Annotated in this window: 15 protein-coding genes and 1 pseudogene; 8 read left to right on the forward strand and 8 right to left on the reverse strand. The window is 64.3% G+C overall.

What is annotated here, in order from left to right:
- From VF672_RS23245 to VF672_RS23270, 6 genes are all read left to right on the forward strand, one after another.
- Positions 1-592: glycine betaine ABC transporter substrate-binding protein (locus VF672_RS23245; protein ID WP_331107344.1), on the forward strand; the 592-nt coding region annotated here is incomplete at its 5' end.
- Positions 589-1557: a homocysteine S-methyltransferase family protein gene (locus VF672_RS23250; protein ID WP_331107346.1), complete on the forward strand. Its 969-nt coding sequence runs from the start codon at positions 589-591 to the stop codon at positions 1555-1557. The genes VF672_RS23245 and VF672_RS23250, both read left to right, overlap by 4 nt.
- A 1-nt stretch (position 1558) precedes the next feature.
- On the forward strand, positions 1559-2224 hold the full coding sequence (locus VF672_RS23255) for an amino acid ABC transporter permease (protein WP_331107348.1): 666 nt from the start codon (positions 1559-1561) through the stop codon (positions 2222-2224).
- Positions 2205-2864: an amino acid ABC transporter permease gene (locus VF672_RS23260; RefSeq protein WP_331107350.1), complete on the forward strand. Its 660-nt coding sequence runs from the start codon at positions 2205-2207 to the stop codon at positions 2862-2864. The genes VF672_RS23255 and VF672_RS23260 overlap by 20 nt, the downstream gene beginning before the upstream one ends.
- Entirely contained in the window at positions 2861-3622 is a 762-nt protein-coding gene (locus VF672_RS23265; RefSeq protein WP_331107352.1) for an amino acid ABC transporter ATP-binding protein, read from the forward strand. The genes VF672_RS23260 and VF672_RS23265 overlap by 4 nt, the downstream gene beginning before the upstream one ends.
- Positions 3616-4461: a transporter substrate-binding domain-containing protein gene (locus VF672_RS23270; RefSeq protein ID WP_331107374.1), complete on the forward strand. Its 846-nt coding sequence runs from the start codon at positions 3616-3618 to the stop codon at positions 4459-4461. The genes VF672_RS23265 and VF672_RS23270 overlap by 7 nt, the downstream gene beginning before the upstream one ends.
- Before the next feature lie 226 nt (positions 4462-4687).
- Here the strand turns inward: VF672_RS23270 and VF672_RS23275 are convergent, their stop codons facing one another.
- Positions 4688-4999, reverse strand: a complete 312-nt coding sequence (locus VF672_RS23275) for a cupin domain-containing protein (RefSeq protein WP_331107354.1) — start codon at positions 4997-4999, stop codon at positions 4688-4690.
- Between the two features lie 306 nt (positions 5000-5305).
- Between VF672_RS23275 and VF672_RS23280 the strand changes: the two genes are divergently transcribed.
- Entirely contained in the window at positions 5306-6439 is a 1134-nt protein-coding gene (locus VF672_RS23280) for an alkene reductase (RefSeq protein WP_331107356.1), read from the forward strand.
- 96 nt (positions 6440-6535) lie between these two features.
- Here VF672_RS23280 and VF672_RS23285 read toward each other — a convergent pair whose 3' ends face one another.
- The 3 genes from VF672_RS23285 to proP all read right to left on the reverse strand — a co-directional run bounded on the left by VF672_RS23285 (position 6536) and on the right by proP (position 9970).
- Positions 6536-7561 carry a UV damage endonuclease UvsE gene (locus VF672_RS23285; RefSeq protein ID WP_331107358.1) on the reverse strand — a complete coding sequence of 342 codons (1026 nt, stop codon included), beginning with the start codon at positions 7559-7561 and terminating at the stop codon, positions 6536-6538.
- A gap of 81 nt (positions 7562-7642) precedes the next feature.
- Entirely contained in the window at positions 7643-8317 is a 675-nt protein-coding gene (locus VF672_RS23290) for an HAD family hydrolase (RefSeq protein ID WP_331107360.1), read from the reverse strand.
- 150 nt (positions 8318-8467) lie between these two features.
- The gene (gene proP, locus VF672_RS23295) at positions 8468-9970 is read right to left on the reverse strand and encodes a glycine betaine/L-proline transporter ProP (protein WP_331107362.1); all 1503 of its coding nucleotides are present in this window, start codon (positions 9968-9970) and stop codon (positions 8468-8470) included.
- A 395-nt stretch (positions 9971-10365) separates the two neighbouring features.
- On the opposite strand from proP, the gene VF672_RS23300 reads away from it, so the two are divergent.
- Complete coding sequence (locus VF672_RS23300; RefSeq protein ID WP_331107364.1) at positions 10366-10962, forward strand: trypsin-like peptidase domain-containing protein; 597 nt, start codon at positions 10366-10368, stop codon at positions 10960-10962.
- Positions 10963-10978: 16 nt separating this feature from the next.
- Here VF672_RS23300 and VF672_RS23305 read toward each other — a convergent pair whose 3' ends face one another.
- The 4 genes and pseudogenes from VF672_RS23305 to VF672_RS23320 all read right to left on the reverse strand — a co-directional run.
- Complete coding sequence (locus VF672_RS23305) at positions 10979-12187, reverse strand: HlyD family efflux transporter periplasmic adaptor subunit (RefSeq protein ID WP_331107366.1); 1209 nt, start codon at positions 12185-12187, stop codon at positions 10979-10981.
- Positions 12184-14343, reverse strand: a complete 2160-nt coding sequence (locus tag VF672_RS23310) for a type I secretion system permease/ATPase (RefSeq protein WP_331107368.1) — start codon at positions 14341-14343, stop codon at positions 12184-12186. The genes VF672_RS23305 and VF672_RS23310 overlap by 4 nt, the downstream gene beginning before the upstream one ends.
- Complete coding sequence (locus VF672_RS23315) at positions 14340-15734, reverse strand: TolC family outer membrane protein (protein WP_414705650.1); 1395 nt, start codon at positions 15732-15734, stop codon at positions 14340-14342. Before VF672_RS23315 ends, VF672_RS23310 begins: the two co-directional genes overlap by 4 nt.
- 174 nt (positions 15735-15908) lie before the next feature.
- Positions 15909-24239: pseudogene (locus tag VF672_RS23320) on the reverse strand (BapA/Bap/LapF family large adhesin); the annotation flags it as partial.
- Positions 24240-24269 lie beyond the last annotated feature (30 nt).

The following is a 24269-nucleotide window of genomic DNA, read 5'->3' on the forward strand; positions in this document are numbered from 1 at the left end:
CGGTGAGGCGCAGTTGCTGGTCGGCCCGGCCGGCTGGGAGTCCACGTACATCGGCGAAATCAAGTCAAAGGATTATGGCTTCGCCGACAAATTCGAGCCGATCTCCACCGAAGCCTCAGTGACCTACGCCAGGCTGGCGGCTGCCTACAAGGCCCATCGCGGCGTGGTCTTTTATGCCTACACGCCGGACTGGATTTTCTCGGCATTCGATTTGCGCCGGCTTGAAGAGCCTGCCTTCGACGGCTATGCCCAGGACAACAAGAAGGACGACCCGCTGTACAAGGCCGACGGTTGCTGGAAGTTCGTCAGCCCGACGGTAGACGCCGACTGGAAGAACAAGAGCCACATCACCTGCGCCTACCCCGACGCGAAAGTGTATGTGCTGACCTCGACCGCGCTGGAAAAGCGCGCCCCGAAAATCGCCAGCTTCCTGGAAAACGTCGCCATCGATCCCAAGGCACTGAATGAGCTGATCCTGAAGATCGAGAAGGAGAAACAGCCGGCAGACGAAGCGGCCAAAGCCTGGGTGGCAGCCAACCCGCAGACCGTGAACACGTGGCTGGGCGTGCAAAGCGTCGGGGGTCTGCAATGACCCGCCCCACGCTGCGCCTGCTGGACGGCGGCATGGGCCGCGAGCTGCAACGGATGGGTGCGCCGTTTCGCCAGCCGGAATGGTCCGCGCTGGCGTTGATCGAGGCGCCGGACGACGTGCGCACGGCGCATCGGTCATTTATCGCCGCAGGCGCGCGGATTATCACCACCAACAGTTACGCGCTGGTGCCATTCCATTTGGGCGAGCCGCGCTTTGCCGACCGCGGGCTGGCGCTGGCACGCCTGGCCGGTCGCCTTGCCCGGGACGCCGCGAGCGACGCCGCGACGGACAATGCCGAGGCCGAGCAGGTCTGGGTGGCGGGGTCGCTGCCACCGGCGCTGGGTTCCTATCGTCCGGACCTGTTCGACCACGACCGTTCGGTGGCGATACACCGCGTGCTGATCGAGGGGCTGCGCGAGCACGTCGACGTCTGGCTGGCTGAAACCCAAAGCTCCATCGCCGAAGTGCGCGCGGTGCATGAAGCGCTGAGCGAAAACCGCGCCGGCCTGGCGAAGCCGTTGTGGCTGTCGTTCACCCTCAGCGACAGTCCGGAGCAGGGCGCACGGCTGCGTTCCGGCGAGCCAGTGGCCCGGGCCGTGGCGGTGGCCCTTGAACTGGGCGCGGCGTCGGTGCTGTTCAACTGCAGTCAGCCGGAGGTCATGGGGCAGGCGGTGATCATCGCGCAGCAGGTGATCGAGGCGGCCGGCGCGGACGTCGACATCGGCGTGTACGCCAACGCGTTTCCGGTCATGAGCGAGGAGGCGCAGGCCAACGCGACGCTGCTGGAGATCCGTCCGGACCTCGGCCCCGAGGCGTATCTGCGCTGGGCCCGACGTTGGGTGGAGCAGGGCGCAAGCATCGTCGGCGGCTGCTGCGGCATCGGGCCCGAACACATCGCCCGCCTGCACACGCATCTGGTTTCAGCCGGCGATGACCTGCGCCGCTCAACGCAGGGCCTGGGTTGATATGGAGTTCGATGTCGAGTTTGCCGTGTCCACGCTGCCCGCGTTCGTCAGCGCCGTCGGGGTCACCTTGCAGGTTGGTTTCATCGCCATCGGCACGTCGCTGTGCGTGGCGCTGATCAACGCCGCCATCACCGCCTTCGGTGTGCCGATCCTGCGACCGATGGTGCGCGTCTACGTGGAGCTGGCGCGCAACACGCCGCTGCTGATTCAGCTGTTCTTCATTTACTTCGCCTTACCGGCGCTGGGCATCCGCATTTCCGGTTTCGCCTCGGCGATCATTGCCATGACGTTCATGGGCGGCGCTTACCTCACCGAAATCCTGCGCGCCGGCATCGACGCGGTGCCCAAGGCGCAGATCGAGTCGGGGCTGTCGATCGGCCTGTCACGCTGGCAACTGCTGCGCCACGTCATTCTGCCCCAGGCCGGGATTCTCAGCCTGCCGGCGCTGTTCGCGAATTTCATCTTTCTGCTCAAGGAAACCACCGTGGTCTCGGCGGTGGCGGTGCCGGAAATTCTCTACACCACCAAGAGCTACATCGCGCTGTATTACAAAACCTACGAAATGCTCGCGGTCATGACCGGCCTTTGCGTGTTGCTGTTCGTGCCGCTGTCGCTGCTGCTGCGCCTGATTGAACGGAGGCTCCAGCATGGCCAGTTCGGGTCTTGAATTGCTGTGGGTGTCCGCGCCTCAACTGGCCCAGGGCATTGGCCGCACGCTGGGTATCTCGGTGTTGGCGATCATCTTCAGCAGCATCGGCGGGATAGCGTACGGCGTGCTGCGCAACCTTGGCCTGCGCGCGGTCGATCGGGTGCTGGGGGTGTACCTGGAGCTGTTCCGGGCGATTCCGGTGCTGGTCTGGCTGTACCTGTTCTTCTTCGGCTTGCCGATCTTTCTCGGATGGAGCATCCCAGGCTTCTGGTGCGCGGTGCTGGTGCTGTCGCTGTGGGGCGCCAGTGAGACCGGCGAAGTGGTGCGCGGCGCACTGCGTTCCATTCCCGGCGGGCAACGCGAAGCCGGGCTCGCCATCGGCCTGGGTCAGGTGCAGCTGTACGGCCGCGTGCTGCTGCCCCAGGCACTGCGACGCATGACGCCGCCGCTGATCAACGTGTTTACCCGGCTGATCAAAACCAGCTCCCTGGCGGTGCTGATCGGCGTCGTCGACGTGATCAAGATTGGCCAACAAATCATCGAGCGGACCTACGAGTCAGTATTGATCTACGGCTTCCTGTTCGTGTTTTTCTTTCTGGTCTGTTATCCGCTGTCGGCCGCTTCCCGGGTCCTTGAGCGGCGTTGGAATCATTCATGAGCGCATTGATAGAACTCACCGGCTTCAGCAAACGCTTCGGCGCGGTGGCGGTATTGCAAGATGTTGATCTGAGCGTCGAGGAGGGCGAGGTGGTGGTCATCCTCGGCCCAAGCGGTTGCGGCAAAAGCACGTTGCTGCGCTGCCTCAACGGTCTGGAACTGGGCCACGCCGGGCAGTACCGCCTGGCCGGACGGGACTTGCCGGCCAATACCGATTGGCGACAGGTCCGTCAGCAGATCGGCATGGTGTTTCAGAGCTACCACTTGTTCCCGCACATGACCGTGCTGGAGAACGTTTTGCTGGGGCCGCTGAGCGTGCAGAAGCGCAAGCGGGCGGATGCGCAGCAGCAGGCCGAGGCACTGCTGAACCGCGTCGGCCTGCTGGACAAGCGCGACGCCTACCCGCGTGAGCTTTCCGGCGGCCAGCAGCAGCGCATCGCCATCGTCCGTGCGCTGTGCATGAACCCCAAGGTCATGCTGTTCGATGAGGTCACCGCCGCCCTTGATCCGGAAATGGTCAAGGAAGTGCTGGAAGTCATTCTGGACCTCGCGCGCAGCGGCATGACCCTGTTGATCGTCACCCACGAAATGGCCTTTGCCCGCGCGGTGGCCGATCGAATCGTGTTCATGGACGGCGGGCGAATCGCCGAACAGGGCGACCCTGAATCCTTCTTCAGCGCACCGCAGACCGCACGGGCGCAGCAGTTCCTGGAAAAATTTTCTTACATCGCAAATATGCCAAAAAGGAAAGCATCGTGACCCTTAAATCTGCCCTCGTACTGCCACTGCTCGCCCTCGGATTGCTGGTCGGCACCGCTGCCGCCCATGCCGCGCCCGAGGGTTCGCTGGACAAAATCAAGGCCCGCGACAAGTTGATTGTCGGCGTGTTCAGCGACAAGCCGCCGTTCGGGTTCGTCAACGAGCAAGGCGACTACGTCGGCTTCGACACGGACCTGGGCCGGCGCTTCGCCAAGGACCTGCTCGGCGATGAGAAGAAGATCGAGTTCGTGGTGGTCGAGCCCGCCAGCCGCATTCCGTTTCTGCAAAGCGACAAGGTTGACTTGATCCTTGCCAACATGACCGTGACGCCGGAACGCGCGCAAGTGGTCGACTTCACTCATCCCAATCTGCGCGTCGCGGTGCAGGCCCTGGTGCCGGACAGCAGCCCGGTGAAGACGCTGGACGACCTGGCGAGCAAGACAGTCATCGTCACCACCGGGACCACGGCGGATATCTGGCTGACCAAGAACCATCCGGACTGGAAGCTGCTCAAGTTCGAGAAGAACTCCGAGTCGCTGCAGGCGCTGGCCAACGGTCGGGGCGATGCGTATGCCCAGGACAATCTGGTGCTGTTCAGCTGGGCCAAACAGAACCCCGGGTATCGTGTCCTGGCACAGAAACTCGGTGACGAAGCGCCAATCGCCCCGGCGGTGAAAAAAGGCAACAGCGAACTGCGCGACTGGGTAAACACCGAACTGGCCAGCCTCGGCCAGCAGAAATACCTACTCACGCTGTACAACCAATACGTGCGCGACCAATTGGCGGCAGACACCGACCCGTCGGCGGTGATCGTTGAAGGCGGAGCGTGGAAGCCCTGATTGGTGTGTTTAGTGGGACTGGCTTTAGTCGGGAAAGGGCCCGTCCGGACACCCTCAATTTTGCAGCGTGGCCTCGGACGTCTTCCCGGCTGAAGCCAGTCCTACAGGTTAGATGCGGTGTGTTTAGTAGGACCGGCTTCAGCCGGGAAGGGGCCCGTCCGGACACCTTCGATTTGCAACGTGACCCTGCAGTCACTCTGTGGTGGTCAGCGTCACGCCATTCGTCTCAAACGCTGCCTTCGCTTTCGATCACCAGAATGCGCGCTTCGCCCAGCGGGTGGGCGACGTGGGCGGTGCCGATGGAGGCGTAGAAGATATCTCCGGTTTGCAGCACGGTTGTTTGCTCGACGCCGTCTTGCTTGAAGCGCATCTCCACTTGTCCATCCAGCACCACAAACACCTCCTGACCGTCATTGACGTGCCATTTGTAGGGCTGGTCCGTCCAGTGCAGCCGCGTGGTGATGCCGTTCATGTTGGCAATGTCCAGCGCCGCCCAGGCGCGGTCGCCGGTGAAGTCTTTGCTGCGGATGATGTTCATAGGGGCGTGTCCATGGGGATCGGTGGCGCAGAAGCCGATGAGGGCGCAAGGCTGCGCCAACCGGCTCGACTTTCGGTGCACGGATCATAAGGGCGCCACGGCCGCGCGCAATAGATCGCCAGGGCAGGAGGGCGTAAAAGCGCAAGATTGCGCAAGTGCGTCGGCGCGCAGGTCATGTCCGAAATCATTGCGGATCTGACATTGTCGAGTCTGCACCCGCGCTTTAGACTCCCGGCCATCCACTAGACGACTGGTCTACGCAGCCGCTCTGGTCACTGCTTTTCCCTTATGAACGGAGTACCACCCATGGCCCCTCAGCCACTGCTTACCCACGTTTCGCTCGGTCGCCACGTGCTGAAAAATCGCATCGCCTTCCCGCCACTGACGCGTCAGCGAAGCCTGCAGCCGGGCGACATCGCCTCGGACCTCATGGCAACGTATTACCAACAGCGTGCCGGCGCCGGTTTCATGATCACCGAAGGCAATCAGATCGAGCCGCGCGGGCAGGGCTATGCCTGGACCCCAGGCATTTACAGCGCTGACCAGGTTGAAGGCTGGCGCAAGGTAACCGACGCCGTGCACGCGGAAGAGGGCGTTATCTTCGCCCAGCTCTGGCACGTGGGCCGAGTGTCCCACCACGCGCTGCAACCCAACGAAGCAGCGCCGGTTGCTCCTTCGGCGATCCCGGCGGCCAATGCCAAAGCGTTCATCGAAACCGCGCCGGGTGCCGGGCAGTTGGTGGTGCCGCCGACGCCTCGCGCGCTGACCGTTGAAGAGATCCGCGAACTGGTGAAGCTGTACGCCCAGGCGGCAAAAAACGCGATCGAAGCGGGCTTCGACGGCGTGGAAATTCATGCGGCGAACGGTTACCTGGTCAACCAGTTCATCTCTGAACACGCTAACCACCGCGATGATGAATACGGTGGTTCGCTGGAAAACCGCCTGCGGTTCCTGCGCGAAATCGTCACTGCCGTGTCCGAAGCCGTGGGCGCGGACCGGCTGGGCGTGCGCTTCTCGCCGTTGTTCGTCAGTACCGATGAAGAGCGTGTTTACATCGGTCTGGTGGAAAGTGACCCGCACCACACCTACCTCGAGGCGATCAAGGTGCTGGAAAACGCAGGCGTTGCCTACGTTTCCATCGCCGAAGCCGACTGGGACAACGCCCCGGAACTGCCGGAAACCTTCCGCAAGGCCGTTCGTGAAGCCTTCAGCGGGCGCATCATGTATGCCGGGCGCTACACCGCCGAACGCGGCAACCGCCTGATCGACGCTGGCCTGGCTGACCTTATCGCCTTCGGTCGCCCGTTCATTGCCAACCCTGATCTGCCTGCCCGCATCGCCAACGGCTGGCCGCTCAACCCCGTCAACCCGGCCACGTTGTATGGCGGCACCGAAGAAGGCTACGTCGACTACCCGACTTACACCGGCAACCAAGGCTGAGTACGTCGTTACTGACTTGAGGACTGATCAACCGATGGCAGCGCACTGTCGGTTATCAGTCCCGCTGCCGCCCTGTATGGAGTGAGCCCGGATTGATCAGCGCGTTGCCACATACGCCTGGTAGAACTCCGCCGCGGCAAGGTTTTTGTCCTTGGCTTCGAACATCACATCGAACCGGTCCAGAAACTCGGTGACGTAGCCATTGGTCCAGTGATTCCACATCCGTGCGCTGTGCCCGTACAGCTCACGCTTGGGCACAACCTTGAGCAACTCATCCATCTCCAGCTTCGTCTCGGGGCTGAAACCGAGGTCCTGCAGACGCTCCTGCGGCTGGGAGTAGTGCATGACCGGCCGCACGCCGCGCCAGCTGTCGATGATCCGCTCGACGCGCTCCGATTGCGCCGGGATGTAGTCGTTCTCGTTGATCCAGCAGTGGTGGACATCCAGCACCACCGGTGCCAGGTCCGACAGGCCGATGCAGTCGTCGACGCCGTACGTCTTCTCTTCATTCTCGAACGTGATGGTATTGCGCGCCTCCTGTGACAACCGGTGCCAGATCGCCCGGATGCCCTCGGCGCCGAGCCGGCCGGCGATGTGCACGTTGCATTTGAAATCCTGGAACTGACGGCCATAACCCATCATGCGGATCATGTCGGCATGGTATTCAAACTCGGCGAGGCTGTTCTCCACGACGTCGGGCCTGTCCGATCCCAGCACGCAGAACTGACCGGGGTGCATCGACAGGCGAATGCGCGCGTCCCGTGCCGCCGCGCCGATTGCAGCGAACCCTTCGATCAGCACCGACTGCACGTCGGCCTGCTGATAAAACGCACTGACTCTCGGATGGCTGTAGAACGGCAGCAAATCGCTGCTCAGGCGCAACATGCGCAGCGCCGGCGGCAGCGTGCCGACGTAGGCCAGGAGCGCCAGTTGCGCCTGGAGGTTGTGGGTGACCACTTCCAGCAAGCGCCCGCGGGCAATCTCAGCCGTGACGCTGTCCATCCAGCGCAGGGTGGTCGTGCGCGGGTTCAGGGCCGCTTCGATGAGCTTGAGTTCTTTCAACGCCAGGCTGCGTTGAGGGTGCCGGTACTGGCAGGCAAAGCCGATTCGCGCAGATGACATGGGGATCCCCAATGATCGATTCGGTTCAGCGCAGCCGGGGCGTCTTATCCGGGCAAGGCGATGACGCCGCGGCCAGCGGCGTCAAGACGGTGTAGCGATTTCATCCAGGTGATTGAGCAACGCCAGCGGGTCTTCGTAGACGCGCAACGCGCCGGCACGCTCCAGCTCGCTGATGTCGTAGCCGCCTGACAGCACGCCGATACCGGTCGCCTTGCAGCGACGCGCTGCCAGCATGTCCCAGATGGCGTCGCCAATGACCAGGCACTCTTCGATGGGCGTGTCGAGCTTGCGCGCGGCGGCAAGGAACAGATCCGGGTCCGGCTTGCCGTACGTTACGTCGCTGCGGGTCACCAGATTGCTCTGGTCTGGCTTCAGGTCGAGCGCCCGCAGATTGATCTCGGCCGTTTCCATTTCACCGCTGGTGGCGATGCACCATTTGAAGTCTTGCTCAGTAAGCGCTTTGAGCAAGTCAACGGCCCCGGGCAGCGCGATGATTTGCCCCTGAGTGCGACGGTAGGCTTCGGCGTGCTTGTCACTTAACCGTTTGGCCTGGGCTTCGCTGATGTCCATTCCGGTTTCGCGGGAGAGCATTTTCAGCATCAGCCCACCGCTCATGCCGATCTTGCGGTGGATGCGCCACATGGCGAGGGGGATGTTTTCCGAATCGAGGGCTTCTTTCCACGCCGAGACGTTCTGATAGACGCTGTCGGTCAGGGTGCCATCGAGGTCGAACAGAAAGGCAGTTTGCGGTCGCATGGTGTTGCTCCGTTGGTGCAGGGAGTCATCCGCTGACAATGATCTGAGAAGTGGACGACAGCACACGCGGTGGGCCGTCCCCGGCGACATCAGTGGCGACGCCGCCGAAGTTTCGAGGCCCCGGCGTGGCGGGCGTTCATTCTTTCTCGATCAATCGATACGCGGGTGCTGCTGAACCAGGGTTTCGCGTTTGGCTTGCAACTCGGCGATCTGCGTGTCGATGTCTTCGATCTTCTGCTCGATGTTGTCGTGGTGCTCCTGCAACAGCTCGCGTGCTTCGTTGAGGTCCGATGCCGCCGGCGCAGCGCCACGCAAGGGCTTGTTGGCAGTTTCCTTCATGGTCAGGCCGGTGATCAGGCCCACCACGGCGACCACCATCAGGTAGTACGCCGGCATGTACAGGTCCTGGGTGGTCTCCACCAGCCAGGCGACTGCAGTAGGGGTCAGGCCTGCGAGCAACACCGACACGTTGAACGCACTGGCCAGCGCGCTGTAACGAATGTGGGTAGGGAACATCGCCGGCAACGTCGAGGCCATCACCCCAATGAAGAAGTTGAGGATCACGGCGATCATCAACAGACCGGCGAAGATCAGGCCCAGCTGGCCGCTGTTGATCAGTTTGAACGCCGGGATCGACAGCACCAGCAAGGCGATGCTGCCGGCGATGATAAACGGACGGCGTCCGACCTTGTCGCTGAGAAAGCCGATCAGTGGCTGCACGAACAGCATCCCGACCATGATCGCAACGATGATCAGAACACCGCGATCCTCGCTGTAATGCAGGTTGTGGGAGAGGTAGCTGGGCATGTAGGTGAGCAGCATGTAATACGTGACGTTGGTCGCCGCCACCACGCCGATGCAGGTCAACAGGCTGCGCCAGTGCTTGGTGGCCACCTCCTTGAACGAGACTTTCGGGCCGTGGGCCAGGCCTTCGCGGTCGCCTTGCTCAAGCTTTTCGACGTGCTGCTGGAACGCCGGTGTTTCTTCCAGGGCGTTACGCAGATAGAGGCCGACCATGCCCAGCGGCAGGGCCAGGAAGAACGGCAGGCGCCAGCCCCATTCGAGGAATTTCTCTTCGCCGATCACCGAAGAGATAAGCACCACGACGCCGGCACCCAGAACGAAACCCGCAATCGAGCCGAAGTCCAGCCAGCTGCCGAGGAACCCGCGTTTGCGGTCCGGGGCATATTCGGCGACGAAGATCGACGCGCCGGTGTATTCGCCACCGACCGAGAAGCCCTGGGCCATCTTCGCCAGCAGCAGCAGGATGGGCGCCCAGATGCCAATCGAGTCGTAGGAGGGAATCAGCCCGATGGCGAAGGTGCTTAGGGACATGATGACGATGGTGGCGGCAAGAACCTTCTGTCGCCCGTATTTGTCGCCGATGGCGCCGAAGAACAGGCCGCCGATAGGGCGAATCAGGAAGGGCACCGAAAACGTCGCCAGGGCTGCGATCATCTGCACGCTGGGGTCGGCGCCGGGGAAGAAGATCTTGCCCAGTGCGTAGGCCACGAAGCCGTAGACGCCGAAGTCGAACCATTCCATTGCGTTGCCCAGGGCGGCGGCGGTAATGGCCTTCCGCATCTTGGCATCGTCGACGATGGTGATGTCTTGCAACCCGATCGGGTTGACGGTTTTCTTGCGTGATCTCATAAAAGTCCCGGCAGCTTGAGTAGCATGTGTGGCGAACAATGACGGGGCTACCTGCAGCGCATGCCTCCCTCGGGAGGGGATGTACTGTCGCAATAGTGGCAGGCCCATTTGCATCAGAGCGGAGCGAAGCGTAAAAAATTCAGAACGGCGGCTCATTTTTAGATAATTGGTACAAATGAGTGAGTCATCGGCCAAATCTATCATTCAATCGATTCAAATAGCTTGGATCCAATAAACTGAGTTTATTGCAGATAGATGAGTGGTAGGCTTAGCCTATTGTTAAAGTGATGGCTCAATGACATATTCGCTCCGTCATCCACTCTCGCCGACGGAAAAAAATGCGCCCCTTCAAGTCACTTGTTGCAGCTTCATTGCTGATCAGCGGGTGCAACGGAATGCCCACCGCTTTTACCCAGGATCCTGTATTTGACCAAGCCTTTGTCGTTCACTCCGGTGCGCCGCTGCCTTATCTGATGATGGGCACCGCTATTCAGTGGAATGAAGACTATGCCGTGACGGTCAAGCACCTTCCTTACGTATCGGATGCGGTGTACCAGGGGCAGGGTGACGTGCAGTTTTTCAGGCACAAGGCTGATCACGTTCCGCTGTGGCGGTCGTACCAGCCGGGCGAGGAGTTGACCTCGGTGGGCTTCAACTCAGCCTACATGTCGGTCAAGGGCACCGGGCATGCGCTGCCGGCCATGGTTCGTCTGGACCCCAAAGAAGGCAACGTGATGTATGGCACCCACGACGGTCCAGTGGCCAAGGGCATGTCTGGCGGTCCGGTGTTCGCGGCAGACGGCAAGGTCGTCGGCATCACCGTTGCGCTGCTGACCTCCAGCGACTTGACCAAAATCAAGCGTCCGGACCTGGCCAATCAGCCGCGCGTCAGCATCTTCATGCCGTACAACGAGATCAACCGCGAGTGGACCCGGTACATGGCACAGGCCAAGCCTGCCACGCCAGCGCCGACCCACCTGGCGATCAACTGATCAATCGATCACCGAATCAACGCTCGCGCAACGCTTCGCGGGCGCGGTTCAGCGGCTTGATAAGGTAATCCAGCACGGTTTTTTCACCCGTGCGGATGTCCACGGTGGCGATCATCCCGGGGACGATCGCAAAGGTCTTGCCGGCCTTGTTGCGCAGCACGTCCGAGTCGGTGCGGATGAAGACGCGGTAGTAGAAGATTTCCGGCTTTACCTCATCTTGAAGGGTGTCCGGCGAGATGGTCACCACCTTGCCGTCGAGGCTGCCGTAGATCGAATAATCGTAGGCGGTGATCTTGACTTTGGCCTGCTGCTCCGGATGGATGAACGCGATGTCCCGGGGCGAGATGCGCGTTTCGATCAGCAGTTGCTCATCCAGCGGAACGATCTGCATCAACTGACCGTTGGGTGGCACCACGCCGCCGATGGTGGTGACTTCGATGTCCTTGACGATGCCGCGCACCGGCGAGCGCAGGGTCAGGCGTGACAATGAGTCGCTGCGGCCGCGGATCACCGCTGAGAGCATTTGCGCCTCGGCATTGGCTTTGGCCAGGTCTTCGCGGGCATGCACCATGTATTCGGAGCGCGCTTCGGTGGCCTTGAGCTCAAGCTCGGAGCGCTGGCGGTTCAGGCGCAGCACCTCCACGCGGCTCGACGCGCCGATCTTCGCCAGGTTCTCGGTGATGGTCAGTTCGCTGCGCACCAGCTTCAGCGAGCTGTCGATGCCGTTGAGGGTCTCGCTCAGGCCCTTGCGCCGGGCGTTGAACAGATCGGTTTCGGCGCGGCGCAGCTCCGGGGACTTGTCCAGCGACGCGTCGAAGGTCAGCGGCTTGTCACTGACTTCGGCCTGCAAGCGGTTGACGCTGGCCAGTGCCGCCCGGTATTTCGCCTCGCTTTCTCCCACGTTCGATTCACTCTTGACCGCATCCAGCTGCGCGAGCACCTGACCGCGCTCCACCAGCGTGCCTTCGCTGACGTTCAGTTCCTTGATGATCCCGCCCTCCATGGATTGAATCAGCTGCTCCCTGGAACTGGGCACCACCTTGCCGGTGCCGGTGGAGACCTCGACCACCTGAAACCACGCCGCCCAGGCGAGAAAGCACGCCAGCATCAGCGCACAGGTCCAGATGACGCGCACGCTGCCGGTGATGCTGCGTTCGTCCTGGCCGTCGAGGTAGGTGACCTGATCAGGCAGCCGCGGGGTTTGCCCGGTGGTCAGTGCGTTCATGCTTTCGCTCCTTGCGGTTGCTTGAGTCGAGTGAGGGCGGCGTCGCGGTGGTCGTCGATAACGATGCGGCCGTTGTCCAGCACGATGATGCGTTCCACCAGTTGCAGCAGGCTGACCCGGTGCGTGGCGACGATCAGGGTGCGGCCCTGGCACCAGATCGAGAGTTTTTCCAGCAACTGGCGTTCGGTGATGTCGTCCAGCGACGCCGTGGGTTCGTCCAGCAGCAGCACTTGCGGCTGACGAATCAACAAGCGTGACAGCAGCAGGCTCTGCCGCTGACCGCCGGACAGGCCCAGACCGCCTTCCAGAATCAAATGGTCCATGCCCTTGGGCATCTGCCGGACAAAGTCCAGCGCGCCGGTCACCGCCAGGGCCGCGATGATCTCCTGATCGCTGGCCTGGCCCGCACCGAGGGTGAGGTTGTCCCGCAGGGTGCCGTGAAACAGCCGCGCCTGCTGGGACATCAGGCCGACGTCCCGGCGCAGGTCGGCCGGGTCCAGGTGAGCGAGGGAAATGCCATCCACGGTGGTTTCGCCGCTGGCCAGGTCCATGGAACCTGCCAGCGCTTGCAGCAAGGTTGATTTGCCGGCGCCGTTGCGCCCCAGGATGGCGACGCGCTCACCGGGACGTATCGTCAGATTGATCCCGCTCAGGGCCGGCGCGGCTTCTTCGCTGTACTTGAAGCCCGCCTGACGCAGCACGTAGTCCCCGCGAATGGCGGGCAGATGCACGCGCTGGCTGCCTTCAGGGTGGTCAACCGGCATCTGCATCAGGCGGTTAAGCCCTTGCAGCGCCACTTTCGCCTGTTGCCAGCGGGTCAGCACGTGGGTCAATTGCGCCATGGGCGCCATCATTCGCGAGGCCAGCATCGAGGCGGCCACCAGGCTGCCGGTGGTCAAATCACCGGCAATCACCATGGGCGCGCCGAACACGATGACCACGGCGAACACCGCACCCTGCACGTTCTGCGTCCAGGCCACCAGGCTGTTGGTCAGCGAACGTAACTTCAGGCTGCTGTCGGCCGACGCGGCATTGTAATGATTCCATTGTTGCTGGAAGCGCTGCTCGGCCTGCAGCGCCTTGATGTCGTCCATGCCCTGCACGGTTTCCACGAGCATGGCGTTGCGCAGGGCGGCTTCGCGCATCGAGGCGTTGGCCAGCCGCGCAAGCTTGCGCTGGGCAAGCACGCCCGGCAGCACCATTGCCACCAGTGCGATCAGGGGGATCAGCACCAGCGGCCCGCCGATCAGATAGAACACCAGCAGGAACAGAAAGAAGAACGGCATGTCTGCCAGCGCCGTCGCGGTGCTGGAGGTGATCAAGTCGCGGATCTGCTCCAGTTCGCGCAGCTGCGAAATGAACGAACCCGTGGATTTGGGGCGGGCGGAATTGCGCAGCCGCAGGGCGTGGCCGAAGACCAGGTCCGACACCCGCAGGTCCGCGCGTTTGCCGATAACGTCGGTGATGCGCAGGCGCATGATGCGCATGACGAAGTCAAACACCAGTGCCAGCATCACGCCGCCGAACAGCACGTACAGCGTGGGCAGGGATTCGGCCGGAATCACCCGGTCGTAGACCTGCATCGAGAACAGCACACCGGCCATGCCCAGCACGTTGGCCACCAGCGACGCCAGCATCACTTGGCGATAGGGACGCAGGTCGCTCAAAACGATGCGCCTGAACCAGTGCTCGTCGTAGGGCTTGATGTAGTCGTCGGTGCGCACGTCGCTGAGGGGCTGAATCGGTCGCAACACCACCGTGCGCAGCGCCTGTTCGGCGAGCACGGCCGGGTCGATGCGGCTTTGCAGGCCTTGATCGCCGCTGTAGGCGATGCCCAGTTCGCCTTGCTCGCTGACACTTTCGATCACGCCAATCTGCCCGTCGCGCAACTGCACCAGCAACGGTGTGCGCCAGCGCGACAGGCTTTTGCGGTCATAGCTGGCGAACTTCACGCTCAGTCCCGCCTGACGCGCCATGTGGCGAACCACGTCTTCGACACGCCCCTCGCTGTTGGCGGACGCCAGGCGAATGCTTTCCGGCGAGACGTCCAGGCGATAATGCCGGGCGACGGTGAGAATCGCCTCCAGCCAGGGCGAGTAATCCGGACGGTGGGGGCCTGCCGCCGGCGCTTCGGGGATGACGATGGTCTCGGTCATGGCAGGATCTCCACGTGCTGAATGGTGCTGTGATCGATGCCGAACGCACGGCGCAGCGCGCCACTGTTGTAAAGGCAGTCGATTTGCAGGCGACGCAGGTCGGCCTGGGTGTTGGCCAGGTCGAAGCGCGACTGGTGGATTTCCTGTTCGGCGTTGAGCAGGTCGAGCAAGGGCCGGGTGCCCAGCTCCAGGTATTGACGGCCATACAACTCGCGGGCTTCGGTGATGCTGTTTTGCCGCGATTCCAGCGAGCTGAGCCGGCGCGTCAGCCCGGACGTCTGCGCCTGCGCTTCGCCCAGACCTTGGCGCGCCTGCAAGCGCGCGGCGTCTTCGGCGGAATCCGCAGCCGTCAGGGCATAGCTGGCAGCGCGACTGCGGGCGCTGATGGCGCCGCCCTGATAAATCGGCACTTCCAGGTTGAGGAAGATCCCGGCCTGGGTGCGGTTGATCGTCGAGTTCTGGTCGTCGTAATGGTCGTCCAGAAACTGGTTGATCGAGGGCTGCAACGACAGCGTCGGATAGGCTTCGGACTTGGCCTGGGCCAGTTCGGCTTGCGCCTGGGTGCGCTGGGCCGCGGCTTGCAGCACGGCGGGGAGGGCGTCGGTGCCCACCGGCACGCTGCAGGCGTTGGTCATCGAAGGGGTGAAGGTGTCGCTGGCCTGGGGCGGGGTCTGCCGACCGAGCAGGTTGGTCAGCGTCGACTGCCAGCGCGCATACAGTGCTTTGTACTCTTGCAGCGTGGCCATTGCGCCTTCGGCGCGGGACTGGGCCTGAACCACATCGGAGCGGGTGCTCGCGCCCATGTCGCTGCGCTGTCTGGCCAGCTCGACGATGTCGCCGACGCCGCGGATCTGCTCGCGGGCGACGTCCACCAGCCGCTGATAACGCTGGACCTCGATGTAGGCGAACGCCGTGTCGCGGCTGACCTGATCGATCGCCAGCAGGATGCCCGCCTGACTGCGCGCCGCCTTGGCCCGGGCCGCCTCCACCGCGTTCGAGACCTTGCCGAAATCGTAGAGCATCTGCTTGAGCGAGATGCTCACCGACTGACTGCCGTCGTCGCTGCCGTAGCCGCTGGTGTAGCCGCCTTTGATCCCGCCGGAGATCTGCGGGTAATAACCGGCTTCAGCCACATTGATGCCCTCGGCCTGCTGATACAAGGTGCCGATCGCCTCACTGATGCTGGGGTGCCAGTCAACGGCAATTCTGACCGCCTGTTCCAGGCCCAGGGTCTGGCTGTCTTCCTTGGCCGCGACGGCGCCGGGTCCGGGACCGCTTTTGGGACTGCTTCCCTGGCGCTTCGGATCCTCAGGCCTGGCTTGCAGGCGAGAGGGACTGATGCTGCGCAGGCCAGGATCGATTTCATCCTGCGCCTGAGCAACGGAAAACATCGGGTGACACAGGCCGAGGGTCAAGACGACCGCCGGCCATTTCTGCTTGCGAACGCGCTTCACGTGGCTTCCTTACTGTACGAATACAGAGCTTCCCTTTCATCGAATCAACCGGCCGACCGAATCAGTCGCCCGGTTGAAGCCCGCCGCTGGCAGCGCCAGGCGGCGGGTTGCTCACACGACGTGAATACCGTTCTGCACCCACAGGTGATGCGTTGCATCTTCTTGCGGCGTGTACTGCGTGTAATCAACGCCGTCGGCTTGTTGCACACCGCCGGCGATCCAGCTGTCAGTCATGTGTACGGTGTCTTCGCTGCCACCCTTGATCATCAGTGTGTGGGTGTCCGCCGAGGTAATGGACACCAGGTCCGCCAGGCTCAGGGTCAGCGCGACGGCACTGGTGTGGTTCAGGTCCAGCACCTCGATGTTGTTGATCCGGCTGTGCAGATCACCCAGGTTGATGGTGGCGTCACCGCCGGCCCAGAGCAGGGTGTCGGTGCCGGTGCCGCCATCGACGGAGGCGAAGTGCTGGTCGGCGATGATCAGCGTGTCGTTGCCGGCGCCGCCCTGCAGGGTGACCGCGCCGCCATGGGACCCGTCCAGTGTGTCGTTGCCCGCCGTGCCCTGAATCAGCTCGGCACCGGTGGTGGCCACGGCGGTGGCGCTGTGGTCATCGACGTTCGCCACGGTGGACAGCGCGGCAAAAGACGTCGTCGCGAAGGCGCCGGCCTGTTCCAGATCGATGGTCAGCGTCGCCGTGTCCGTCGTGCCGTTGGGGTGCTTGAGCTGGTAGGTAAAGACGTCTTCATGACCAATCACTGCATCGCTTTGCCCCGGCGTCAGGGTGTAGGTGTAGCGACCGTCGGCCTGCACCAGCAACGAGCCGTAGGTGCCGACGAGGGTGGTGCCGTTATAGCCCGGCGTCACGTAAGTGCCCGCAGCCAACACATTGAGCACGGTGAACGCCGAGCCGAGTACATCAGCCCCGCCGCCGGCGGTGTCGGTGAGCAGGTTGCCGGCCACCGGCGTGTAGCTGCCGACGACGAACTGATTGGCGTAGGTGGCGTCGTTGATCAGGCTGATGTTGACCGTACTCGCCAGACCGATGCCCCCCGCAACCAGTTTGACTTGATAACTGCCCGGCCCCTGATCATCGAAGCGCGCGCCATAACTGCCACCGCCCAGGTTCAACAGCGATCCGCCCCCGTAGCTCTTGACCAGTACGTACTGGCCGGTGGTGGTGTTGAGCTTGTACAGACCCAAGGTCATCGACCCGAGCAGGCTAAGCAGGTTGCTGGAACTGACCACCACGGTCAGGTCGCTGACCGCACCCGCCGCCACGGTTGTGGTCCACGAACCCGTGCCGCCCAGCAACGGCACGATAAAGGGCCCCAGCGTGGAGGTGGTGATGACCTCTTTGTTGACCAGCGTAATGTCACTGACCGCAACGTCGTTGGTGGCGTCGACCAGAAATGCCGGAGCGGCCAGGTTGTTGTCGCTCCACACCTCGGTGGCCTGGGGACTGTCGATGCGCACGTACAGATTGGCCGTGTCGCTCAGGCCGTTCGGGTGCACCAGCTGGTAACTGAAGACGTCCACTTTGCCGACGCTGGCGGCCGAGCCGTTGGGCGTGTAGCTGTAGTTGCCGCTGGCGTCGATGGTCAACGTGCCGTACAGACCTTGTACCGTCACCCCCGTGCTGGCCGTGACGTAGCTGCCGTTTTTCAGCACTTGCAGTGCCGCGCCGTTGTCCGGACCGGTTTGATCCACCTGACCGTCGGTGCCGACGTCACGGATGACGTTGCCGACTACCGCGGCCCCGGCCACCCCGTTGAACTGGGTCAGGCTGGTCACGTCCAGCTGCAGCTGCGTGTTGACGGTGGTCAGCACGCCGATGCCGGTGCTTGAGACGATCAGCCGGTAATCCCCGCCCAGCAGATCGCCGATGTTGACCCGCACGCCCTGGCCGGTCAGGGCCACGAGGTCGAGCAGACCGCTGCTGCCGTTGACGTCCAGTGTCACCCAGTTGCCGCTGGCGTTCTTCACTTGCAGTGTGTAGACGACGCCATCGAGCAGCGACACCAGGCTGCTGGTCGTCAATGTGAGGGTCGGATCCAGGCTGGTGCCGCTGTTGACCGTGAACACGAACGCCTTGGAGAACCCCGCCAGCAAGGTGGTGAAGGAGTCCGCAAAGTTCTGCGTGGCCTTCGCCGGCACCAGAGTGACTGTAGCGGTGGCCAAGTTGTCGCTGGCAACGACCGGGGCATTGACGTCGATGTCCGGCGCGGTGACGTTGGCCGCCACCGAGAGGTTGCCCTTGCTGTCCGTGAGGCTGACCAGCAGGGATTCGCCGTTGATCTGCGCGGAGGTGAGGGTGACGCTGAACAGCCCTGCCGGGCCGACGGTGCCCGTCCCGATCACCGCGCCGGAGGTGGATTTGATTTGCACCGTAGCGCCGATTTCTCCGCTGCCGGTGACCGTCAGGCCATCGCCACTCACCAGCAGTGCGCCTGGCGCGGCAGGCGGTGTCAGGTCAGGTGCGATGGCGCTTGCGGCTGCCGACACATTCCCCGCGGCGTCCGCCTGAGTGATGCTCAGCACCTGGTTGTTGATCTGTGCGGCGTTCAGCGCCACCGTGAAGCTGCCGTTGGCGGCAACCGTCGTGGTGCCGAGCACGGCGCCCGATGCATTGCGCACGGTGACGGTCGAACCGGCGACGCCGGTGCCCGTCACCACCGAGCCACTGGCATTGACGCTGACCGTCGTCGGTGCTGCCGGCGCCGTGGTGTCGGCAGCGGCAAGGCTGGCGGCCGCAGACACATTGCCCGCGAGGTCCACCTGGCGCACCGTCAGCGCCTGGCCGTCCAGTTGCGCGGCGTTGAGGGTAAGGGTGAACGTCCCGCCGGCGCCTACCGTCGTGGTCCCCAACGGCGTGCCGCTGGCATTCACCACGTTGACCGTCGCGCCGGCCTCGCCACTGCCGCTCAGGGTCAGACCATTGGCGGCCAGTACCAGCGCAGATGGGGCGTTGGGCGCCTGAATGTCCGGCGCGTTGACCGTGGTGACAAGCGATACGTTGCCCGTCGCGTCTGCTTGCTGGACGCTCAGCACCTGACCGTTCAATTGCGCGCTTGAGAGTAATACGACAAACCCGCCCGCTGCGTTGACCACTGCGCTGCCAAGCACACCGCCTGCCGCGCTGAGCACGCGCACGGTCGCCCCGGCTTCACCGTTGCCGCTGACCTGCAAGCCCGCGCCACTCAGCGTGACGTTGGTCAGGCCCGCAGGCGCTGTGGTGTCCACTGCACTCAGGTTCGCCAGCAACGAGACATTGCCCGCGACGTCACGCTGGCTCACCGTCAGCAGTTGACCGTTGAGCTGCGCCTCCGAGAGGTTGGCGTTGAACGTGCCGTCCAGTGCGACGACTGCCGTGCCAAGTACGACGCCGAGGCTGCTGCGCACGGTGACGGTCGCGCCGGCTTCGCCAATCCCGCTCAGCACAGTGCCGGCGCCATTAAGGGCCAGCTGCAGCGGCGCATTGGGCGCGGTGATGTCGGGCGCGGTGACCGGCAACGTGTTGGACTGCAGGCCCACGGTGTCGGTCTGATACGCGTTGAGCACCTGACCATTGGCCTGGGCCTGGCTCAGCGTCACGCTGAACGTGCCGCTGGCATTGACCAGCGTACTGCCCAGCGGGGCGCCCGCCGCAGTGGTTATGGTCACTGTTGCGCCGGCTTCGCCACGACCGGTCACCAGGGTGCCGGTGGCGCTGACCGCCAGATCACTGAGTACCGCCGGCGGCGTGGTGTCGGCCGCCAGCACCGCGGCCGGCAATGATGATCCACCCGCTCCTGTGCTGGCGGTCACGCCCAGGCTTTCGCCGTTGGTCTGCGCGGCACTAAGGGTAACGCTGAACGTACCGCCCGCGCCGGTGGATGCAGTGCCGAGTACCACGCCCGTCGCGCTGTACACCCTGATGGTGGTGCCGGTGGCGGCGCTGCCAGTCACCGTTAGGCCGTCGGCGCTGACCGACAGATTGGTCGGTGCATTTGGCGGCGGGGTCACCGGGACCGTGAGGTCGATGGTGCCGGAAGCATTCCCGGTGGGGTCGGCCTGACCGACCGTGAGCACGTTGTTGGCGGTGACGCCAGCGGCCAGCGCGACCACGAACGTGCCATTGGCAGCGACAAGTCCGCTGCCGAGCGTCACGCCCAGGGCGTTTTTGACGGTCACCGTCGCACCCGCTTCACCGCGCCCGGCCAACAGCGAGTAATCGGCGTTGATCGTGAGGCTGGTGACCGGATTGGGGCTTTGGGTGTCCGCCACCTGATAAACGACCGGCACAGAGGCGTTACCGGCGACATCTGTCGCCACGACCGACAGGAATTGGCCGTTGGTCTGCGCCGGAACCAGCGTGATCGAAAACTGACCGCCGGCCCCCGCTTGAGCAGAGCCCAAAAAACTACCGTTGGCGGACGTCACCGTCACGGTGCTGTTGGCCTCGGCGGTGCCTTGCAGGATCGCGCCGTTGGCGGTAAGCGAGTTGATGACCGGAGCCGCTGGCGGCGTGATGTCTGGCGCGTTGACCGGGACCGCGACCGAATCGTTTAGTGCCGCGTCGATCTGCACCACCGACAACGACTGACCATTGAGCTGGGCACTCGAGAGCAGGACGCTGAATGTCCCGTCTGCGCCCACCACAGCAGTGCCAAGTGAAGGCGTGCCCGAAGGCGCGCCCGTCAGTGCCACGCTGACCGTCGCGCCGGGTTCGCCGCGTCCGCTCAGGGTCAGACCGTCCTGGCTGACCGAGAGGTTGGTCACTCTAAGCGGGTCGGTGACGTCAGCGGCCTGGTAGACCACCGTGCCGGAGACGTTAGTGGCGACGTCGGTCTGCGTTAGATTGAGCGTCTGGCCGTTGAGCTGGGCGGTACTCAGGGTGACGGTGAAGGAGTTGTCGGCCAGCACCGTGGCGCTGCCAAGGGTGGCGCCACTGGCATCGGTCACCCTGACCGTGGCGCCGGGTTCACCGGTGCCGCTCAGGGTCAGGCCGTCCACACTCAGCGATGTCACCAGCGGCAGGGCGGGTGGCGTGATGTCCGGCGCAGTGACAAGCGTACCGGTGGACGGGTTGCCCGCAGCATCACGTTGCACCACCGACAGCGGTTCGCCGTTGATTTGCGGCACCGAGAGCGCGACCGCGAAATTGCCGTCCACGCCGACCGCGCCCGTGCCGACAATGTTCCCGACGGCATTGGTGATCAACAGGCTGGCGCCTGCTTCACCTCGACCGCTGACCACCACGCCGGTCTCATCGATTTGCAGGCCGGTGACCGCCGCGGGCGGTGTGGTGTCGGGTGATGCCAGGGAGCCCGCTGCCGAGGCATTGTTGGCCGCGTCGGTGAGCACGACGAACACCGGCTGACCGGCATTCTGGGGCTGGGTCAAGGTGATCAGGAACTTGCCATCGCCGCCCACGTCGCCAGTGCCCACCTGGGTGCCGTCGGCGAGGGTGATGCGCACCCTGGCGCCGGCTTCGCCGCTGCCGCTGAGCACGCTGCCGGACGCATTGAATTGCAGGTCGGTGGCGACCGCCGGCGGTGTCAGGTCCGGCGCGGTGACCGTCGCCGCCACGCTGACGTTGCCCGGTGGATCAGCCTGTTGAACGCTGAGCACCTGGCTGTTGATCTGGGGCGTCGAGAGGGTGACGCTGAACGTGCCGTCCGCCAGCACCAGCGTGGTGCCCAGCAGCGCGCCGCTGGCATCGCGGACCGTGACCGTGGCGCCGGCTTCACCGGTACCGGTCACCACCGCGCCTGCCGCATTGATCACGACATTGGCGAGCGGATCGGGCGGCGTGAAGTCCGGGGTGGTCAGGCTGGCCTGGGGTGACACGTTGCCGGCGGTATCGCGTTGTACCAGCGTCAGCACTTCGGCGTTGCTCAGCGCAGGGCTCAACGCCAGGGTAAACGCCCCGGTGCTGCCCACCGTTACCGTACCCAGCACGGTGCCGGCGTTGTTGGTGACAGTGACAATTGCGCCGGCTTCGCCGCGGCCGGTCAGCGTCACGCCATCGCTGGAGATGCCCAGCTGAGTCAGGGCCAGCGGCGCCGTGGTGTCGACCGACGTCAGGCTCGTGGGCAGGGAAATGTTCCCGGCGGCGTCCGTCAGGGTCACGGCCAGCAGCTCGCCGTTGGCTTGCGGGGTGTTAAGGGTGAGCTGGAAGGTGCCGTCGATGCTCACGGTGCCGGTGCCCACGAGGGCGCCGCTGGCGTTGTAGACGTTGACCGTGGCGTTCGCTTCACCGGTGCCCGACAGCACCACGCCATCCGGGGTCACGGCCAGTGCCAGCGGGGCGTTCGGGGCGATCAGGTCCCTGGCGACGAGGTCGACGCTGGCCGACTCGTTGCCGGCGACGTCGGTCTGGCTGATGCTCAGGGACTGACCCTCAACCTGCGCCGGGTTCAGCGTCAGGGTGAACGTGCCGTTGGCGGCCACTTGCGCGCCGCCAAGGATCACCCCTCCAGCGCCCAGCACCGTAACGGTTGCGCCGGCTTCGCCGCGGCCGTTCAGGGTGACGCCATCGGCATTGAGGACCAGGTCGGTGAGGGCGCCTGGCGCGGTCACGTCGGCCGCCAGGTAACCGGTGGCCTGGGAGTTGATGCCGTCGCTGGAGGTGGCGATGGCCGAGAGCGACTCGCCGTTCAATTGCGCGGCACTGAGCTGCGCACTGAAGGTACCATCGCCATTGACCAGCGCGGTGCCCAGCACCGTACCGGAGGCGCTGCGCACGCTCACGGTGCTGCCGGCAGTGGCGGTGCCGGTCAGCGTCAGCCCGTCCAGGCTGAGGGCCAGGTTGAGCGGCGCTGGTTCGGCCAGATTGCCGGGCGCCACTATCGTGCTGGCGTCGGACGGATTACCGGCGGCGTCGGTCTGGATCACGGTCAAGGTGGTGCCGGCCGTTGCTGCAGGGGTCAGTACCACAGAAAAGCTGCCATTGGCCGCGACTATGACGGTGCCCAGCGCGTTGCCATCGGCATCGCTCACGACCACCCTGGCACCGGCCTCGCCAGTACCACCCAGGGTCACACCATCGGCACTCACGGCGAGGTTGCTGACGGCAGAAGGCGCGACGGTGTCGGCGGCCAGATAAGGCGCGGGCACCGAGACATTCCCGGCCGCGTCGGTGGCCGTCACGCTGAGGTTCTGGCCGTTCAGTTGAGGGCTGGACAGGACGACCCGGAACACGCCATTCGCCCCGGCGACACTTGAACCCAAGACAACGCCGGCCGCATCGCGCACGGTCACAGTGCTGCCGGCTTCGGCGTTCCCCGCCAGTTGCACGCCGCTGCCGCTGAGCAGCAGGGCGGTCGGGCTGTCGGGCGCCGTGAGGTCGACGGCGGTCACGTTGACCGCCGTCGATACGTTCCCGGGCGGATCCTCCTGGGTGACCGTCAGCACCTGGGCGTTGATTTGCGCAGTGTTCAGGGTGACGTTGAACGCGCCGTTCGCGGCCACCAGCGCCGTGCCCAGCAGGGTGCCGGTGTCACTGCGCACCGACACCGTGGCGCCGGGTTCGCCACGGCCGGTCACGGTCAGGCCATCGGCGTTCACGGCCACTTGGGTGAGGGCGGCGGGCGGGCTGATGTCCGGCGCTATGAGCGTGGCCGACGGCGAGACGTTGCCGCTCGGGTCGGTCTGGCTGATGTCGAGGGCCTGGCCGTTATCCGGCGCGGGCGCAAGGGTCACGGTGAACGTGCCATTGCCTGCCACCAGCGCGGTGCCGAGCAGGGTACCGCTGGCGTCCAGGACCCGCACCGTTGCGCCTGCCTCACCGGTGCCGGTGAGCGTGCTGCCGTTGCCGCTGATCAACAGGTTCTGCGGCAGCGCGGGCGGTGTCGTGTCCACCGTCGTCAGGTTGGCACCGGCCGAGACATTGCCGGCAGCGTCGGTCAGGGTCACCGTGATCGGCGCGCCGGTATTGACGGCGTTTGGCAGGGTCACCTGGAACTGGCCGCTCTGGTTGACGGTGCCCGTGGCAAGGACAGTGCCGGCGGCGTCACGCAGGGTCACCGTCGCGCCGGCTTCACCCGTGCCGTTAACCACCGTGCCGATGTTATTAATCGTCAGGCCGGTCGGCGCATCGGGCGCGGTCAAGTCCGGCGCGCTGATGCTGCCCGTTTGCGAGACATTGCCGGCCAGGTCGGTTTGCGTGACCGTCAGCGGTTGCGCGTCCAGTTGCGACGGCGTCAGCGTGACGGCAAACGTGCCATTGGAGGCAACGGTGCCGGAACCCAGCAAGGTGCCCCCGGCGTTGGTGACAGCCACTGTCGAGCCCGCTTCGCCACGCCCCGAAACGACGCTGCCATCGGCATTGATGGTCATGCCGGCCGGGGCCTCGGGCGCGGTCAGGTCGTTGGCGACCACCAGGCCTGTGACCGAGGTATGGCCGGTGTCATCGGTCGACGTGACATGCAGGGTCTGCGCGTTCAACTGCGCGAAGCGCATCAGGATGCTGAAGCGGCCCAGGCTGTTGAC

The organism is Pseudomonas sp., from assembly GCF_036387035.1.
Taxonomy (GTDB): domain Bacteria; phylum Pseudomonadota; class Gammaproteobacteria; order Pseudomonadales; family Pseudomonadaceae; genus Aquipseudomonas.

Excerpts from the sequence above, each read along its gene's own strand:
- VF672_RS23250 (WP_331107346.1), top strand. The coding sequence starts at position 589 with ATGACCCGCCCCACGCTGCGCCTGCTGGACGGCGGCATGGGCCGCGAG.
- VF672_RS23255 (WP_331107348.1), top strand. The coding sequence starts at position 1,559 with ATGGAGTTCGATGTCGAGTTTGCCGTGTCCACGCTGCCCGCGTTCGTC.
- VF672_RS23260 (WP_331107350.1), top strand. The coding sequence starts at position 2,205 with ATGGCCAGTTCGGGTCTTGAATTGCTGTGGGTGTCCGCGCCTCAACTG.
- VF672_RS23265 (WP_331107352.1), top strand. The coding sequence starts at position 2,861 with ATGAGCGCATTGATAGAACTCACCGGCTTCAGCAAACGCTTCGGCGCG.
- VF672_RS23275 (WP_331107354.1), bottom strand. The coding sequence starts at position 4,999 with ATGAACATCATCCGCAGCAAAGACTTCACCGGCGACCGCGCCTGGGCG.
- VF672_RS23280 (WP_331107356.1), top strand. The coding sequence starts at position 5,306 with ATGGCCCCTCAGCCACTGCTTACCCACGTTTCGCTCGGTCGCCACGTG.
- VF672_RS23285 (WP_331107358.1), bottom strand. The coding sequence starts at position 7,561 with ATGTCATCTGCGCGAATCGGCTTTGCCTGCCAGTACCGGCACCCTCAA.
- VF672_RS23290 (WP_331107360.1), bottom strand. The coding sequence starts at position 8,317 with ATGCGACCGCAAACTGCCTTTCTGTTCGACCTCGATGGCACCCTGACC.
- proP (WP_331107362.1), bottom strand. The coding sequence starts at position 9,970 with ATGAGATCACGCAAGAAAACCGTCAACCCGATCGGGTTGCAAGACATC.
- VF672_RS23300 (WP_331107364.1), top strand. The coding sequence starts at position 10,366 with ATGCCCACCGCTTTTACCCAGGATCCTGTATTTGACCAAGCCTTTGTC.
- VF672_RS23305 (WP_331107366.1), bottom strand. The coding sequence starts at position 12,187 with ATGAACGCACTGACCACCGGGCAAACCCCGCGGCTGCCTGATCAGGTC.
- VF672_RS23310 (WP_331107368.1), bottom strand. The coding sequence starts at position 14,343 with ATGACCGAGACCATCGTCATCCCCGAAGCGCCGGCGGCAGGCCCCCAC.
- VF672_RS23315 (WP_414705650.1), bottom strand. The coding sequence starts at position 15,734 with ATGTTTTCCGTTGCTCAGGCGCAGGATGAAATCGATCCTGGCCTGCGC.